Source organism: Aurantiacibacter zhengii, from assembly GCF_003584125.1.
GTDB lineage: Bacteria > Pseudomonadota > Alphaproteobacteria > Sphingomonadales > Sphingomonadaceae > Alteraurantiacibacter > Alteraurantiacibacter zhengii.
The window spans coordinates 334,536-350,283 of the sequence record NZ_QXFL01000002.1 but is presented as its reverse complement, the minus strand read 5'-3'; the positions used below and the strand labels follow the sequence as shown (position 1 = coordinate 350,283).

The 15,748-nt window shown below is 62.0% G+C and carries 14 protein-coding genes; 11 read left to right on the top strand and 3 right to left on the bottom strand.

Annotation, left to right across the window (positions count from 1 at the left end; genetic code table 11):
- Positions 1 to 43: 43 nt before the first annotated feature.
- Positions 44 to 1,300, bottom strand: coding sequence for an MFS transporter (locus tag D2V07_RS05230; protein WP_267899739.1), 1,257 nt, complete (start codon positions 1,298 to 1,300; stop codon positions 44 to 46).
- A gap of 156 nt (positions 1,301 to 1,456) precedes the next feature.
- Between D2V07_RS05230 and D2V07_RS05225 the strand changes: the two genes are divergently transcribed.
- The 7 genes from D2V07_RS05225 to D2V07_RS05195 all read left to right on the top strand — a co-directional run bounded on the left by D2V07_RS05225 (position 1,457) and on the right by D2V07_RS05195 (position 8,140).
- On the top strand, positions 1,457 to 2,917 hold the full coding sequence (locus D2V07_RS05225) for an MFS transporter (RefSeq protein ID WP_119585456.1): 1,461 nt from the start codon (positions 1,457 to 1,459) through the stop codon (positions 2,915 to 2,917).
- A 76-nt stretch (positions 2,918 to 2,993) separates the two neighbouring features.
- A complete protein-coding gene (locus tag D2V07_RS05220) occupies positions 2,994 to 4,109 on the top strand; it encodes an FAD-dependent oxidoreductase (RefSeq protein WP_119586072.1) in 1,116 nt (371 codons plus the stop codon).
- Positions 4,110 to 4,119: 10 nt separating this feature from the next.
- Complete coding sequence (locus D2V07_RS05215; protein ID WP_119585454.1) at positions 4,120 to 5,025, top strand: VOC family protein; 906 nt, start codon at positions 4,120 to 4,122, stop codon at positions 5,023 to 5,025.
- A gap of 3 nt (positions 5,026 to 5,028) precedes the next feature.
- Positions 5,029 to 6,186 (top strand): alpha/beta hydrolase family protein, encoded by a 1,158-nt coding sequence (locus tag D2V07_RS05210; RefSeq protein ID WP_119585453.1) that lies wholly within the window; start codon positions 5,029 to 5,031, stop codon positions 6,184 to 6,186.
- Positions 6,183 to 6,506, top strand: coding sequence for a DUF2218 domain-containing protein (locus D2V07_RS05205; RefSeq protein ID WP_119585451.1), 324 nt, complete (start codon positions 6,183 to 6,185; stop codon positions 6,504 to 6,506). The genes D2V07_RS05210 and D2V07_RS05205 overlap by 4 nt, the downstream gene beginning before the upstream one ends.
- 108 nt (positions 6,507 to 6,614) lie before the next feature.
- Entirely contained in the window at positions 6,615 to 7,184 is a 570-nt protein-coding gene (locus D2V07_RS05200; RefSeq protein WP_119585449.1) for a cupin domain-containing protein, read from the top strand.
- Positions 7,181 to 8,140: a fumarylacetoacetate hydrolase family protein gene (locus D2V07_RS05195; RefSeq protein WP_119585447.1), complete on the top strand. Its 960-nt coding sequence runs from the start codon at positions 7,181 to 7,183 to the stop codon at positions 8,138 to 8,140. Before D2V07_RS05200 ends, D2V07_RS05195 begins: the two co-directional genes overlap by 4 nt.
- A 3-nt stretch (positions 8,141 to 8,143) precedes the next feature.
- Here the strand turns inward: D2V07_RS05195 and D2V07_RS18370 are convergent, their stop codons facing one another.
- Both D2V07_RS18370 and D2V07_RS05190 read right to left on the bottom strand, forming a co-directional pair.
- The gene (locus D2V07_RS18370) at positions 8,144 to 8,323 is read right to left on the bottom strand and encodes a hypothetical protein (RefSeq protein WP_147366909.1); all 180 of its coding nucleotides are present in this window, start codon (positions 8,321 to 8,323) and stop codon (positions 8,144 to 8,146) included.
- A 19-nt stretch (positions 8,324 to 8,342) separates the two neighbouring features.
- Positions 8,343 to 9,524: an acetyl-CoA C-acyltransferase family protein gene (locus tag D2V07_RS05190; RefSeq protein WP_119585445.1), complete on the bottom strand. Its 1,182-nt coding sequence runs from the start codon at positions 9,522 to 9,524 to the stop codon at positions 8,343 to 8,345.
- Positions 9,525 to 10,017: 493 nt separating this feature from the next.
- Here D2V07_RS05190 and D2V07_RS05180 point away from each other — a divergent pair, with 493 nt between their 5' ends.
- From D2V07_RS05180 to D2V07_RS05165, 4 genes are all read left to right on the top strand, one after another.
- The gene (locus D2V07_RS05180; protein ID WP_119585441.1) at positions 10,018 to 10,965 is read left to right on the top strand and encodes an efflux RND transporter periplasmic adaptor subunit; all 948 of its coding nucleotides are present in this window, start codon (positions 10,018 to 10,020) and stop codon (positions 10,963 to 10,965) included.
- Positions 10,966 to 10,982: 17 nt separating this feature from the next.
- The gene (locus tag D2V07_RS05175; RefSeq protein WP_119585439.1) at positions 10,983 to 12,467 is read left to right on the top strand and encodes a TolC family outer membrane protein; all 1,485 of its coding nucleotides are present in this window, start codon (positions 10,983 to 10,985) and stop codon (positions 12,465 to 12,467) included.
- Positions 12,468 to 12,622: 155 nt separating this feature from the next.
- Positions 12,623 to 13,165 (top strand): ECF-type sigma factor, encoded by a 543-nt coding sequence (locus tag D2V07_RS05170; RefSeq protein ID WP_158586771.1) that lies wholly within the window; start codon positions 12,623 to 12,625, stop codon positions 13,163 to 13,165.
- On the top strand, positions 13,162 to 15,561 hold the full coding sequence (locus tag D2V07_RS05165; protein ID WP_158586770.1) for a serine/threonine-protein kinase: 2,400 nt from the start codon (positions 13,162 to 13,164) through the stop codon (positions 15,559 to 15,561). The genes D2V07_RS05170 and D2V07_RS05165 overlap by 4 nt, the downstream gene beginning before the upstream one ends.
- Positions 15,562 to 15,748: the final 187 nt, after the last annotated feature.

Genomic DNA, 15,748 nt, shown 5'->3' with positions numbered 1-15,748 from the left:
TACCCAGGCGCCCTTCTTTATGCGTTTTCCATGGGGGCGAAGCCTAGGGCACCTGGCCTTTTTCCGCCACGGCTTCCACTAGATGCTCCTCCGAAGTCTCGCGCTTCCGGCCGAGCGCCAGGAAGAACACCACTGCACCGGCCAGCCCGATCAGGCCCATCGCCAGGAAAGCGGCCTGCATCGAGCCGAGCTGCCCTCGCAGCGCACTGACGACAAGCGGTGAAGAGAACTGACCGAAGAAGAAGGTAGCTGTCCACACGCCCATACCGCGACCGCGATGGGCGAAGGGCAGGCGGCTCTGAGCCCAGGCAATCAGCGTCGGAATTGCCATGCCAGCCCCAGTTTGCTGCAGCGCCATCCCGGCGATCATGCCCTGCCAGTTCGTGGTGAGACCCATCACCGCCAGTCCAGCGCCCAGCAGAGAAAGGAAGGTGGCGACCTGAACGCGGAAGCTGCATCCTTTCCGCCCCAGCAGCCAGAACAGGCCTGCGCCCGCCAGAATGAAGAGGCTGGGGAGGGCGGTGATCTGACCGATGCTTTCCGGATCGTCGATGCCAAGTTCCTCCCACACGACGGAGCCGTTGACGATGAAGACATAGTAGATCGCGGAACTGAAAAGGGTTAGCACCGCGATACTGATGACGGTTTGCCACGGGAAGGCCGAAGCATCGGCGTCTTCGTCCATACCCAGATTGCGCCGCACGGTTGCATCGCTCTCGGGCTCGTACATGTAGCGCCACATCGCGATCGCGATAGGGATGGCCAGCAGGTAGAGGAGAAAGATGCCGTTCCAGCGCCAGGCAGTCAGCGTGCCTGCGAAGAATATCATGATGGATGATAGGGCCGGACCGACCATTCCCTGCAGGGTCAGCCAGCGGCGCCGGCCTTCCTCTGCCCAGTAGTCGGCAATCAGGGTGTTTACCGTCGTCAGGATTGCTGCCTCACTGAAGCCGAGCATCAGGCGAGAGGCATAGATCCAGTCCAGGTCTTCCAAGAAAAACGGAATGACCCCGATGATGCCATAGGAGAAAGTCGATATCAGCAGCAGCTTGCGACGTCCGAACTTGTCGACCAGCAAGCCCATGAACAGAGCAGTCACCGCGATAGCCAGCCCCGGGGCCGTTACCATCGACGGAACTTTCGTCGCGGCGGAAGGATCGGTCGGCGCGAAGTGACCGATCATTGCACCCACCGCCGGGAACATCGAGACGATAGCCAGGATCGGGAGGAAGCCTGCCAGAATGACTGTTATTCCCTGGGGGATCCCGGGTTGGCGGCCTTGTGCATTGCTCGAAACCAAATGTTCTCTCCCTAAACCTGTCGGCTCATCGAACGGCCCTGACTTTCGCGGGTCCGCGATGATGGAGATTGACGCTTAGCACTTTCGGCTCATAATAGAAGCATCATTTTAATTTTTGCTGGTAAGGTCGTTAAAGGTCCTCCGGCGGAGGGGCATATGTCGAAAATCGAGGTTGGCAGTGCGCGCCGCGCAGTCGCGGACGATATGTCCGAACGCCGCAAGACGACGGCATTCCTGACTGTGCTGACCGCCTTGGTTCTGGAGGTCGCCGATTCGACAATCGTCAATACCGCGCTTCCCGCTATCAGGGACGGGCTGCTTGCGTCTCCTGCGGCCATGCAATGGATCGTCGCGGGTTATCTGCTGTCGCTTGGATCGCTTCTCCTGCTGGGAGGAAGGCTAGGCGATGCGTTCGGTCATTCGCGGGTATTCCTCGTCGGCACCGCGGGATTTGTGGCTGCTTCGGTGTTCTGCGGTCTGGCACAATCCCCCGGTCAGCTTGTCGCCGCGCGTATGGTGCAGGGCGCCGCCGGCGCGGTGATGGCGCCGCAGACCATGGCCATCGTCCAGATCCTCTACACCCCGCTGGAGCGGGTCACGAAGCTCGCCTATTTCGGCGTGATCGTGGGCCTTGCCGCGATCATGGGACCGATCATCGGCGGTATCCTGATTGAGTGGGACCTTTTCGGCCTTGGTTGGCGGCTTGTCTTCTTGGTCAACCTTCCGATCGGCCTATGCGCTATCCTTGTTGGTTGGTTCGTTCTTCCACAGCGGGAGCCCGGTGCCGATTTGCGCATCGATCCGGCAGGCGCGCTGATTTTCGCAGCCGGTTTCGGAGGGCTGCTTTTTGCGCTGATTACCGGCGCTGAAACTTCGTGGTCCGCCGGGTTGATCCTCCTGCTGGCCCTTTCGATCACTGTCGTCGTTTTCGGCTGGTTTCGGGCAGGTGCTCGTCGGTCCGAGGGAAGGCCAGCTATTATCGAACCTGCGTTGTTCGGCATCGGCACCTTTCGCTGGGGCGTGCTGTCGGCCTTCTGTTTTTCCAGCGCGTCCATAGGCTTCCTGCTGATACTTTCGGTATCCTTGCAGCAGGGTCTTGGCCTGTCTCCATTGGAAACTGCGCTGGTGCACATACCGTTCAGCGGGGGGGTGATGCTGGGTATCGGGCTGCTGGTGCCCAAATTGCTCCCCCGCATCGGGAAGGCGCTGCCGCTTGCTGGCGGAGCAGCGATGATTGCCGGAACCTTCCTGGCGACAAGAGCGATCATGGATGGCAATGGCGGCGGCTTGATACTGCTCTCCTGCCTTGCCCTGGCAGGGGTTGGCATGGGCGCAATGTCCGGACCGTTGGGGCCTATCGTGGTGGCGGAGGTCGACCGCGTAAACGCCGGCACGGCAAGCGCCACCTTGCGCACGGCGCAGCAAATCGGCGGAGCCCTCGGCATTGCCATTATCGGAGCGGTCTATTTTTCGGCCCCAGGCGAGGAAGCAGTGGCCAGGCTTGCGGGACTCGGACCGGCGGGTTTCGCGATCGCTGCCGCGCTGGCCCTGGCCTTGCTGAGCGTTACGCGCCTGCCCTCGGATCTCTTTGGCCAGAATCGCAATTCCGGGCGTTGACCGGGCGGGCAGGATAAATTAGAAGATAAATTCTAATAATAGCATGGGGCACATGGATGCTTCATCCGAGAGGTCATTGGAACAACTTGAAACCCTTGTAATCGGCGGCGGCATCGGCGGACTTTCCGCTGCCATAGCGCTATGCCGCGCTGGTCACCGGGTCACGATCGTGGAACGCGATCCTGACTGGTCGGTCTACGGTGTCGGCATCATACAGCAAGCCAATGTCATCCGCGCGATGGACCAGTTGGGCGTCCTCGATTCCTTCCTCGATGCGGCCAGTGGCTTTGATGCGGTGGAGATTTTCCTGCCAGACGGAACGAAGGCCGCACGGGTTCCAACGCCTCGGCTGGTCGAAGGAAAGCCGGCCAATGTGGGCATCGGGCGACCGCAGTTGCAGAAGGTTCTTGCGGATCATGCAATCGGGCGCGGCGCGCAGGTCCGTCTGGGCCTGACGGTCCAGAAACTGGTCGACGACGGTGCGGGCGTGGATGCTGTTTTGTCCGATGGCGATACGGGGCGCTTCGATCTCGTCATCGGCGCCGATGGCATCTATTCGCAAACGCGCACGATGCTGTTTCCCGAGGTCGCCAGTCCGCAGCCGACTGGCCAGGCGGTATGGCGCTACAACCTGCCGCGCCCTTCCGGTCTCGACGCGCTGCAGGTGTACAACGGGCCCGTCGGGGTCGGCTTGGTGCCGATGAGTGCTGAGCAAATGTATATCTTCGTAACCACGCCTGCAGCGCCCGATGCACACGAGGCGCGAGCGGGGATTGCAGGCCGGATGCGCGGCAGGCTGAACAATGCCGCCCCCCAGCTTCGCGAACTTGCGAATGGAATTATCGATGATGACGCGGTGGTCTATCGACCGCTGGAGGTCATGCTGGTCGACGGCGACTGGCACAAGGGCCGGGTGGTTCTGTTGGGCGACGCCGTACACGCAACAACGCCGCACTTGGGCCAGGGGGCCGGCATGGCGATTGAGGACAGTTTGGTGCTGGCAGAGGAACTGAGCCGGCATGGTGACATCGAGAGCGCCCTGCGCGCGTGGCATGCCCGCCGTTTTGCGCGCTGCAAGTACATCGTCGAGAGCAGTCTTGCCATCTGTCGCGGGCAGATTGGCGAAGGGCCTGCGATCGACAATCAACAAGCGACGGCAGAGATGTTCGCCGTTGTTTCACAGCCAATTTGAAGGAGTTGAGATGGAACCGAGAGTCACGGAAATCCGCTTTGTCGGTTACGGTACGAGCGACTTCGAAGCGGAGCGCACTTTCTACGCCGACGATTGGGGCCTGGTGGAGGTCGGGGCGACTGACGATACCGTCTGGTTCAAGACGCACGGCCATGACGAGCATCACGTGGTGCGCCTGCACAAGCGCGACAGCAATTGCGTGGAAGTGATCGCCCTCGCCGCCGATAGCCGCGAGGACGTGGATGCATTACAGAAAAAGGTCGCCGAGGCGGGATGCAAGATTATCCATGAGGCACGTGACCTCGATGCGCCGGGCGGTGGTTACGGCTTCCGCTTCTTTTCTCCCGATGGGTTGCCGTTCGAAATTAGCGCCAACGTCGAAAGGCTCGACAAGCGGGCGATGGAACGCTGGGAGGGTATGCCCGTGAAGATCAGCCACATCGTTCTGCATTCGCCCGATCACCACGCGATGGTGAAATTCTTCACGGACGTGCTGGGCTTCCGCGTCAGCGACTGGCTGGGCGATTTCATGTGCTTCCTGCGCTGCAACAGCGCGCATCACCGCCTGGCGCTGCTGCCGGGCCCGCCGTGCCTGAACCACGTCGCCTACGACATGTTGAGTGTGGATGACATGATGCGCGGGGCCAGCCGCCTAAAGAAGCGCGGCACCGACATCCGCTGGGGGCCCGGGCGCCACACGGCGGGCAACAACACCTTCAGCTATTTCACCACGCCCGGTGGTTTCGCGGTCGAATACACCTCCGAACTTGAAGAGGTGGATTTCGACAGCCACGAGGACAAGGTTCACGAACCGGGTCCGCAGACCATGGATCAGTGGGGCACTGGCGTAGGCGGGCCGAACACGATGCCCAAGCCCGAGCCCGACCCCTGCCTGTTCACACCGGCGGAGGTTTGATCCTTGGCGCTGTATTCCCCTTTTCCGAATTACATCTGGAACCTGTCGGTAGCGATCGCGATGGAAAGCGGCGGGCAGATCGGCGAGATTGTCGATATGTGCCAGCCGATACTGAAGGCGGCAGACGAGGGTGCCGATGCCGGCACGCCCGCGTTCATGCGCGAATGGGCGAAAATGGGCGAAAAGCTCCTCGATTTGGCAGCTGAGGACGAGAGAAAAGGCCGGACCTTCTCAGCCTCCAACAAGCTGGAACGCGCATCGCTGTACCTGTTCACTGCCGAGCGTATGCAGGGGCACGGACACCCGGGCAGGCAAGAGACCTATGCCAAGGCGCGCGAAGCCTTCGACCGTTCGACGAAGCTTGGCCACATCAACCGCGAGCGTGTGGAGATCCCGCTCGCCAGCGGTACCATGCCCGCGCTGTGGACGAGGGCACCGGGCGATGGCCCCAGGCCCGCGGTGGTGTTCTGCAACGGACTCGATAGCTGCAAGGAACTGCTCTACTGGACGCGGCTTCCGGAGGAACTGGCCCGTCGCGGCATATCCACCCTGTGCGTCGACCAGCCGGGGTCGGGAGAGGCGCTGCGTTTGCAAGCCCTTCCCGTGGATCCGCATAGCGAAAGCTGGGCATCGAAAGGCGTCGACTGGCTGGAAGAACGGACAGATGTCGATCCCGAACGCATCGGCATGACCGGTATTTCACTGGGCGGGCACTTCGCCCCGCGCGCCGTCGCCTATGAACCCCGCTTCGCCAGCGGCGCAGTGTGGGGGGCGAACCACAACTGGCGCGAAGTGCAGGACAAGCGCATGCAGCGCGAGGGCGAGAATCCCGTGCCGCATTATTGGGCGCACGTACACTGGGCCTTTGGCGCGGACGGGCAGGACGATTTCCTGGAAAAGTCGTCCGGCATGAATCTCAACGGTCACATGGACCGGATCAAGGTCCCGTTTCTCGTCACCCATGGCGCGAACGACCGTCAGATCAGCCCGTCCTATGCAGACGATCTTTACGAGCAGCTCGTCAATTCTCCACGCCGGGAAAAAGTCATCTTCACTTCCCGCGAGGGCGGGGTGGAGCACGTGGGGGCCGACAATATGGCATACGGACGAGACCTACTTTCCGACTGGTTCGCGGAAACACTGGGTGGGAGCACGGCATGAGTTCTGTTGCCGAAGCAAGGGTGGCGACGACCAAGGCTGCCAAGTATGCCGCCCAACTGGGCAAACACTGGACGCATAACCTCGATGTGCAAGAGGATGGCGAGGCGCGCCTTGTTACGTTCCCCCATGATGCGCGCGGTGCGAACTGGAAAGGCGATGCTCTCGTTACGCTGGACCCACAGGGCGAAGAACTGCTGATCCGCATAGAAGCCAGCGAAGATGGCCAGCGAGATGGCCTGAAGGATGCCCTTGAGCGCCATATCGACCGCTTTGCCTTCCGCGAGGTGCCGTTATCTTACAACTGGCGGGATGTCGCATGAGAGCGATTCATAGGAAGCCGGGTGCGGCCAATGTCGTCGATTTCAACTATCAGTAAAAGGGGGACCAGGCGCAAACGCGACTGATCGACCGGGATATGGATAAAACAAATGGCAAATAAACCAGTAAGGCGGGTGGTGACGGGCCACGACGCTAGCGGTCAGGCGATTATCCAGGAGGATGGTGCTGTTCCGCGTGTTCAACAAGTTGGCGGCGCCATCGGGCCGATGTTCCACGAGGTCTGGAACACGCGCGCCACGCCCGCTCCCATCGACGCTGCCAGCGGCGAACCAGAGGAAGAGGGCATCGTCCTCGCCCCGCCAGAGAATGGAACGCGCATCCGTGTCCTCGACATCCCGCCCGAAGGCGAAGGCATTCGCAACATGACGCCGGACGAAGCTGCGGCGCATTTCGCGGAGATCGGTGCCGGTCACGCGTCGAACGCGGCAAAGACCGGGGCCAGGCACGCATTGATGCACCGGACCGAAACCATCGATTACGGCATCGTGCTCGAAGGCGAACTGGTCTTGATCATGGACGAAGGGGAGACGACCGTGCGTGCCGGTGACATCATCGTCCAGCGCGGCACCAACCACGGCTGGGCCAATCGCAGCGACAAGAACTGCCGCATCTGCTTCGTCCTTATCGACGGTGAATTTGCGGAAGGCCTGGGCACTTGAGGCTGGCGACACTGGACAACGGCACGCCCGACGGGGCCCTGGCGGTGGTTTCAGGTGATGGAGAGCGCGTGCTGGAAATCGGCGCGCCCGCTCCCACCCTGATCGCTCTGATGGAGGACTGGGACGGGGGGCTGGCTGCGGTTCAATCAGCCCTTGTGCGGCTGGAAGCGGGGGAGGGCGCGGCACCAGACAAGTTCTGCGCGCCCATGCCGCGCAGCTGGCAATGGCTTGATGGATCAGCTTTCGATACGCACGGAAAGCTCATGCAGATCGCTTTCGGCCTCGATCCAATCGAGACCGATCGGCCCCTGATGTACCAGGGAATGTCAGACAGGTTTTACGGCCCTACCGACGACATTTCGTTCATCTCGGAAGAAGATGGTATCGACTTCGAAGGTGAGTTCGGCGTTATCGTGGATGCCGTGCCGATGGGGACTAGCGCCACGGACGCGCTCAGGCACATTCGTCTGATCGTGCAAATCAACGATTGGTCTTTGCGCGCAATCGCGCCCATCGAAATGAAAACAGGCTTCGGGTGGGTTCAGGCCAAACCTGCGTGCTCAGCAGCGCCGTTCGCCGTGACGCCTGACGAACTTGGAGAGGATTGGCGCGACGGACGTGTCTGTCTCGACTTGAATATCAGATGGAATGGAGAGCAATTCGGCAAGGCAAACGGGCGCGAAATGGCTTTCGGTTTCCACGAACTTGTCGCGCACGCGGCTCGAACCAGAGATCTTGTAGCGGGCACCATAATCGGGTCGGGAACGGTGTCCAATGCGGCCTACGCAGAGGTAGGTTCGAGCTGTATCTCGGAACGTCGGGCAATCGAGATGATCGAGCGTGAAAACGCGAGCACCATGTTTATGAGTTTTGGCGATGAAATCGAGATGCGAGCGCTTAGTGCAACTCGAGACGAGCCGTTCGGAAGGATCAGACAAAGGGTCGTGGCGCGGTAGGTTTTAGCCGGTAAGTGCATGTATTATTTGCCTAAGTGTTTTTCCGTCCGCGAGACTCGCGCAGTTCAGATAAAGAGGCCGACCAAGACCGAGAATACTTCCTTGGACATCGCGCAGACGTCCGTTTTGATTGCTCCACGCCGGCCCGCGCTTCTGCGGCAGTGGATCGAAGATGGCGGTCATGCCCGAAGCTGCCGTCGCCCTAAGCGCAGTTCTCGATCACCATGGCAATGCCTTGTCCGCCGCCGATACACATGGTGATCAGGGCGAAGCGGCCGTCAATTCGATCGAGTTCGTACATGGCCTTGATTGTCAGGATCGCACCCGTTGCACCGATGGGGTGCCCCAGCGATATGCCCGATCCGTTGGGATTGGTTTTCGCTGGATCGAAGCCAAGCTGGCTGGCCACACCGCAGGCCTGCGCGGCGAAGGCTTCGTTGCTTTCTATCACATCGATCTGATCCAGCGTCAGGCCGGCCCTTTGCAGCGCGACAGGGACGGCCTTCACCGGTCCCAGGCCCATCATGCCCGGTTCAACACCCGCATGGCCCCAGCCCAGTATCTTGGCCATCGGTTGCAGGCCGGCGGCTTGCACGACATCGCCGCTTGCCAATACGACCGCCCCGGCACCATCGTTGATGCCGCTGGCGTTGCCCGCGGTGACGGTTCCATCTTTCTTGAACACGGGCCGCAGGCTGGCCATCCCCTCTATCGAAGCATCGGCGCGAACATGCTCGTCGGTATCGAACACGCTCGTGCCCTTGCGGGACTTGATCTCGACCCCGACGATCTGATCCTTGAAATAGCCCTTGGCGATAGCGTTGGCGGCACGTTTGTGGCTCTCCACCGCCAGGTCATCCTGCTGCTCGCGCGTGATCGAGAGTTGCTGGGCAACATTCTCTGCGGTCACGCCCATGTGAATGTTCTCGAACGGATCGTGCAAAGCGCCCAGCATGGCGTCGGCCAGTTCGATACTTCCCATCTTGGTGCCGAAGCGCGCGGCGCCGGTCATGTGCGGGGCGTTCGACATGCTTTCCGCACCCGCGCCGATAGCATAGTCGCACTCGCCCAGTCGCATCGCCTGCGCAACCGAGACGATGGCCTGCAAGCCGGAGCCGCAAAGGCGGTTTACATTCATCGCGGCGGATTCGATCGGGATCCCGGCGTTCACCGAGGCAACCCGGCTGACATAGGCGTCGGAGGGCTGGGTGGGGATTACCGTGCCGACCGCCACTTGCTGGACCTGTGCGGCGTCGATACCGGCCCGGGCAATCGCTTCGCGCATGACCATTGCAGCAGTCTCTGCCGGACGAAACTTCGCAAGTGCACCGCCAAACGAACCAATCGCCGTCCGGGCACCGGAAAGAATATAGACATCCTGCATTTCACATGTCCTTTTCGCAAATTGTCGCGGTTATTTGGCGTTTGGCCTATACCGTTTGATCGTGGACATCCAGTGGCGCGGCGACTGATCGCATGGCCGCTTTCAGACCTTCGGCTTCGGGGGTGATCTGACCCGCGAAGCAGGCGATTGTTGCCAGCCTGTTTGCGCTGCCCGGTTTCGCCTGAAGTACGTTCCATCCGTTCGAAGCCCACGAGGCGGCGCGGCGGTTCATCATTGCGGCCGGCGGGATAGATCTGTGCGACCGCCACGCCATCCCGCTCTCCCGTGTTCAAGACGAAGAACTCTCGTCGTGTCTGTCGTACAAATCGGCAGTGCCGCCTCGTCCGGGCATGGGCCTGCGATAAAGTTGATCCGCTTTCCCCTCACGTCTCGCCAAAGTTCATGATCGCCCTTCGATGTGCCCGGACTGTTCCGGCCATAACCAGCGGGGCTTGGATCCGGGGGATTGGCGGTGGAGAAACGGACGAGGAATTTGGCACTCGGTGGCGGGGCGCTGGCACTGGTTGCAATTGTCGGCGTGTCGATTGGTGGAAACGGGTCCCCCGATGACGCAAGAGCCAGCGAGACGGGCGACAGCATCCTCGCCGATGCGACGACGATCGATGCTTCCCTGGCCAACAGCGGTCCGTCCGATATCGCACCGCCCGGTCTCGACGCCGCTCGGCCCACCGACTGTCTGATCGAGCCAAGTCAGGTCGTGCGTGTAAACAGCGGCGTGGAGGGCGTAATTCAGTCGATCTTCGTCGAGCGCGGCGATGTCGTGGGGCGGGGGCAGGTGATCGCGCAACTGCGGGCCGATGTGGACCGTGCAGGCTCGGCCGCTGCACAGGCGCGGGCGAGCAATGTTCACGGCGTTCGCGCCGCCGCAAGCCGGGCTGCCTACCTCGATTCAGTGCGGCGCCGGAGTGAGGAAATCAGCGAATATCTTGCTGCCGATGCCGTCGAAGAGGCGCGCGCCAATGCGCAGGCAGCCGCCGAGGAACGGCAAGCCGCTGCCGAAGACCAGCGTGTGGCCCGGCTGGAATATGTGCAGACACAGCGCATCCTGGCGGAGAAAACGGTGCGCAGCCCGATAGCGGGGATAGTGACCGAGAGGGCGATGTCCCCCGGCGAATATCGCGGACCGGATGCCTCGCACATCGTCACGGTCGCCCAGGTCGATCCGCTGAATGTGGAGGTGTTCGCGCCGATTGCTCAACTAGGCGGTTTCGCCGTGGGCGACGAGGTGACGGTCTATCCTGAAGACCCTGTGGGCGGCGAATACATTGCCCGCGTATCGGTCATCGACAGGGTCTACGACGCTGCCAGCGGCACCTTCGGCATGCGGCTGGAACTGGCCAATCCCGGTTACGCGCTACCTGCAGGTTTGCGCTGCACGATCAACTTCGATGAACCCGCCACAAAGCGCCCGCGCCAATAACGTCAGGAAGGCTTGCCATGAACCGCTCGATTGCTCTTCTTTCATGCTGCGCAGGGGCGCTCGCCCTGCCATCGCCAGCCTGGGCACAGTCATTGCAGGACGCCCTGGCCTCTGCCTACGAAAACAACCCGACATTGACAGCCCAGCGTGCAAACGTGCGCGTTGCCGACGAGGGAGTGCCGATCGCCCGTTCCGCAGGTCTGCCGCAGATCGAAGGAAGTGTGACTTACCGCGAGAACGTGTTGCAGGGCGAACCTTCGCCCAGTGGCTTTTTCTCGGACCCCGACCGCCAGTTGACCGCGCAGCTTTCGGCCGAAGTGCCCATCATCACCTTTGGCGCTGTCCGGAACAGCGTGCGGGCGGCGGAATCGCGGGTTGTCTCCAGCCGCTATGGTCTGCGCAGCACGGAGAGCGAGCTGTTCACCGCAGTGGTAGGCGCGTACATGGATGTGCTGCGTGACGAGGCCGTGGTGCAGCTGAACGAGCGCAATCTCTCGGTCATGGAATTCACCCTGTCTGAAACGCAGCAGCGCCGCAGCGCCGGTAACAGGGGCCCGACCGATGTCGCCCAGGCAGAAGCCCGTGTGGCTCTGGCAGAGGCGCAGGTGGCGAACGCGCGCTCCCAGCTGATCGCTTCGCGTGAAGCATTCACCCGCCTTGTGGGCATGCCGCCCGGCGATCTGATGGCGCCTCCGCCGCTGCCGTCGCTGCCGCAAGGCCCCGAGGCGGCGGTGGCCATGGCGTTCGAGAACAATCCGGAATTGCTGGCAGCGAAAACCGAACTGGAGGCCGCGCGCTTCGACGTGGATGCCGCCATCGGGCAGGGGCGACCCAGCTTCAGCGGCATCGGCGGGATAAACCAGTACGACTACCTCGGCTCGCTTCGGACCAACACCGGTCCGCGCAATGGCGATCAGGGAACCACCGCTTTCGTAGGCGTGCGTCTTGACGTTCCGATTTTCCAGGGTGGTCGTATCTCGGCCTCGATCCGGCAGGCGCAGGCGCGCCAGGCGGTCGCGGCAGAGCAGGTCGTGGAAGCAGAGCGCATGCTGGTTGCCGATGCGCGTTCGGCCTATGCCATTTGGCGCTTTGCCAATGTCGTCACGGCAGCGGCCGAGCGCGGGGTGGAGGCAAACGGACGCGTTCTGGAAGGCTTGCGGGCAGAGACACGCGCAGGCTTCAGGCCGCTGCTCGACCGGCTCAATGCCGAGCAGGAACTGCTGAACGCCGAAGTCACGCTGGTCACGGCGCGGCGAGATGCCTACGTCGCCGGCTTCGCCCTGCTTGCCGCAATGGGACATGCCGAAGCGCGCGACCTCGATTTCGATGCCGGTGTCCTTTACGATCCGGCCATCAGTTACGAGCAGAGCCGGGACCGGGTGTTCCAGTTCAGCTATGATTTCGAGGCGGAGCCGCTGGGCACCAGCACTTTTGACACCCCACCGCAGGATGCGAGCGTGGAGCCGCTGGAAGAGTTGCCCGTTCCTGCCGCTTCGAATTGAACGACGCGGTTCAACTCAAATTGTGTGCGAACAGGCGCGAAACCATGACCGCTATGTTTCAAAACGGGAATCCCGAATACTTCTCCTTCACCAAACAAGCATTTACAACTCCCCCGCTGTTCGGGCACATTGTCTTCGCAACACGGGGGCAATTCGTGGATTACGCAAAGATCGCGTCAGCCTGGCAGGATGGCGACCGGGAAGCTGGCGATGCACTTTTCAACGCCATAGGTGGTGAGCTGCGGGCCATTGCTGCCAGCCGCTTGCGGCAGGAGCGGCACTGTTCGCTCTCGACGGGTGACCTGGTGAACGAGGCGATCATCAAGTTGTTTCGCCTGAACATCATGGAATTTCAGGGGCGTGCCCACATCCTCGCCCTGGCTTCGCGTCTGATGCGGCAAATCCTCATCGACGAGGCACGCAAGCGTGGCCGTGACAAGCACCACCACACCTCCATTACGCTCACCACCAATGTCGCCAACTGGGAAATGCCGATCGACCTGTTGTCGATGGAACTGGTGCTTGAGGAGCTGGCAGAGATCGACGAACAGCGCGCCAAGCTGGTGGAGATGCGGTTTTTCGGCGGAATGACCAATGCGGATATCGCCGTAGTGCTGGGCGTGTCGGAACCGACGGTGAAGCGCCGCTGGGCTGCCACCCGGGCATGGCTGCGGCATCGCCTGGACAGGCCGGCATGACACGGCCCAGCCAGACTTCGGTTGAAAAGGCCGCGATGGAGGCGCTGGAAGACGCGCTCGATCAGCCATCCGAGGAACGGTACGACTATCTTGCAAAGCGCAGCGATCTTTCTGCCGAGGTGCGCGAACTGGCGCTCGACCTGCTGTCGGCGGATGTCCAGGCCATTCGCACTGGCGGCGCGGGAGAGATCCTGAACAGCGAGGAAGGGCCGCCGCCCGAACTTCCCGGCTACGACATCATCCGGTTGCTGGGCCGTGGCGGCATGGGGGCTGTCTGGCTGGCGCAGCGCAACAGCCGCGATTTCCAGCACAGGGTGGCGATCAAGGTCATCAAGCCTGGCGTGTTTCTCGACACCATGGTGGAGCGGTTCCGCCGCGAGCGCCAGATACTGGCCCGGCTGAACCATCCCAATATCGCGCACCTTCACGACGGCGGGGAGACCGACGCCGGGCAACCTTACATCGTCATGGAATATGTCGACGGCAGCACCCTGCGCGACTGGCTGGCCGAGCAATCCCCCGACGCCGATCAGCGCCTGGATCTGTTCGTGCAGATCGCCGAAGCGGTGGAATTCGCGCATCAGAACCTGGTCATCCACCGGGATCTGACACCGGGGAACGTGCTCGTCACCCACGAAGGGCAGGCCAAGCTGATCGATTTCGGCATCGCCCGCCCACAGGTGGAAGAAGGCGAGATATCGCCGCCATCGCGGCTGTCCGGGCTCAGCCTTACTCCGGGCTTTGCTGCGCCGGAACGTTCGCAAGGCATAGTCTCCAACACCCTGACAGACATCTATTCGCTTGGTCGCATCCTCAAGGTGATGATGGGCACCGCCAGGGATCCCGAATTGCGCGCTATCGCAGACAAGGCGGCAGCCAACGATCCTGCGCACCGGTATCAAAGCGTGGGCGAGATGGTGGAGGAGATCGCCAATTTCCGCGCCGGCCTGCCGGTCACGACATTCGCGGAAGGCAGCGGCTATCGCCTGCGCAAGTTCGTGCAGCGCGAAAAGACCCTGGTTGGCGTTGCAGCGGCTGCGCTTATCGGACTGCTGATTGCGCTGGGCGTGACGACGTGGGCCTACAGCCGGGCCGAGGATTCGCGCATCATGGCAGAACGTCGCTTCGACGAGCTGCGCGCGCTCGCCCATTTCCAGCTGTTCGACCTGTACGACCAACTCGATAGCGTCGTCGGCAACACCGCCGCACGCGTCGAACTTGCAGGACAGTCGCAGGGCTACCTGCTGGAACTTGCAGGTAGCCGCTCCGACGATCCCGATCTGCAGATGGAAACCGCGGAGGGGTTCCTGCGGCTTGCGCGGATCCAGGGACTGCCTGCCTTTCCCAATATCGGAGAGCCCGAGATGGCGAGCGAAAACCTGGGCAGGGCGGAGGAAATCCTGCGCCCGCTAGGGGGCCGGGGGCTGAACCGGGCACACACGGCCATAGCCTTGCTGGAAGCCTATCGGGCGCTGGTCTACGCCCACGCCGAGAGCAAGCCGCCGGAAAGCCTGGAGGCGATCGCGCGGTCCTATGCCGCGTTGGAGAAGGTGCCGCCTTCGCAGCGCGACTGGAACTGGCGCGAAGCGCGGCGGATGGCGCGCATGGCTTCGCTGGAGTGGGCCGATCTCGAACTCGCGACGCCGATGATCGTGCGCTATGCAAACCTGATGGAACGCGACCTGGGCGACTGGCCGCAGGAACGCATAGGCGGTTACGAATACCGCACCGACCAGGCGCGGATCAGTTACTACCGCGCCATTGCGGTTCACAACCGCGGCACCGAAGAGGCTTACGCCGAAGCCGTACAGCAATACCTGGCGGCCGATGCCCTGTTTGCGGCCTTGCAGAAAGATTATCCCAACGATCCGCAAACGCTCTACTGGCGGGCGTGGAACTCGTACTACGGCTATGCCGCAGCGGCCACGCTGGAAGACGATGTCACGGCTACCCGTCTGCTGGAGCAGGCGCGGGCTTCGGTCGAGCGGCTGCTGTTGATCGAGGAGAACGACAACACTCTGGCAACTTTCGACGAACGGCTGCGGGAAGCGCAGGCAGAGTATTACTCCAACCTGGGAAGGTTCGCAGAATCAATCGACCTGATGCAGGGCATCATCGATGGCCGGGCCCGAAAGGCAGAGGCGAGGCGCAACGCCCGGTCCTACAGTGATCTGGCCTATGGCCGGGCAATCTTCGGCTCCATCCATCGCAAGGCGGGCAATCGCGAGGAAGCGTGCGACAATTTCCGCCAGGCGGAGACACTGATGGCGCGGCTCGTGCAAAGGGACGAGCTTGCCGGGTATGTTGAATACCTGCGCCCGGGCGTCAACGCCAACATCGCGCTATGCGACAGCGGCGCAGCGGTCGAACAGCTGCAACCGCTCAGCGATCAGTAAAAAAGCGATCAGCAAAGCAGGAAAGCTGATCCTGCTCACCCACGGATAACGCCTTCTTAAAGGAGAACCATGTCGCTGGGGGGTGACGGTCCCGCAAGGGGCAGGAACAGGCCTTCGGGGAATGCCCGAAGACACCGGCCCTCTCTCGCTTCGTTCTCGGTGGCGAAATTTCCGATCGGGTGCCGGT